This window comes from uncultured Campylobacter sp., from assembly GCF_938045535.1.
Lineage (GTDB): Bacteria > Campylobacterota > Campylobacteria > Campylobacterales > Campylobacteraceae > Campylobacter_B.
Map to the genome: position 1 here is coordinate 1 of NZ_CALIMQ010000230.1, position 1,160 is coordinate 1,160.

Below are 1,160 nucleotides of genomic sequence, written 5' to 3' on the forward strand. Positions count from 1 at the left end.
GCCTTTGCTAAATATAAGCAACGCAATGATTAAAAAAACAATAGCGGGAATGAGAACTACCCAGTGAATTTTAGCTTTCGCAACTATCTCTTCGCCTTTTAGAAGGTTAGACTCTATGTAACCCATGAAATTATCCTTTAAAAGAAATTAGGATTTGAATTATACCCCCCCCATTAATCTCGGCTTAAATTTCATGCAGTGAGTCGTGTAATGGCGCGGATTGAATGATCGGAATTTGCGCGTAAATTTACATTAATTTTACGCGAATGGCTGCGAAATTTATAGCTAAATTCTGCAAACGAGGCTTTTAAAATTTTAAATTTAGCGGCGCGAAACTGCCCCGCTCACGGCTTGACGATCGCCCTATGCCGCATAAATTTTATCGAAGCCCTAAGGCTTAATGAAGCGTGCGGGGTAAATTTTATAAATGCGCTAAATTTTATAGCCGCGCGATGCGTTTGAAATTTTAGCGCGTGATACGAACTCGCTATGGTTGAGGCAAGCCCTTGTGAATATAAAATTTGTTAGCGCAAAGTGCGAAAAAGCGGCTAGCATGCGAAAAATTTTAAGCTCGCTAGCCTAATTTGAAATTTTACAGCTGCCCGCTCTAAAATCCGAGCGCTTTTTGAATCGCGAGCGTCTGCGCGACGACGCGCTTGAGCTGCTGTAAATTTAACATATTCGGTCCATCCGAAAGCGCGTGGGCGGGATCGGGGTGCGTTTCGTAAAAAAAGCCGTCCACGCCCACGGCCGCCGCCGCTCGCGCAAGGTACGGCACAAAGCGCGAGTCGCCGCCGCTCGTAGCGCCGATACTAGGCATCTGCACGCTGTGCGTCGCGTCGAAAATCACCGGCGCAAACTCGCGCATAATCGGCAGCGAGCGCATATCGACGATCAAATTTCCGTAGCCGAATGTGCTACCGCGCTCAGTGAGCCAAACGCCGTAGCGGCGCGCCAGATCGTACATATCGCCGCCGCTTGGTTGTGGCGCGCTTTGAGCGGCCTGTGTATTGCTAGATGCTGCACCGCTTTGCGGGGTATAAGCCCGTGCGCTGCGGGTTTGCAGGACCTTTTCGACGCTGTGTTTCATCGCCTGCGGCGATAAAAACTGGCCTTTTTTGATGTTTACTACCGCTTGCGTGCCGGCTGCGGCGACGAGC

The 1,160-nt window shown here is 49.5% G+C and carries 1 pseudogene; it reads right to left on the bottom strand.

The window, feature by feature from the left end:
- Nucleotides 1-607 precede the first annotated feature (607 nt).
- Nucleotides 608-1,160 (bottom strand): annotated as a pseudogene (locus Q0095_RS07070) (hypothetical protein); the annotation flags it as partial.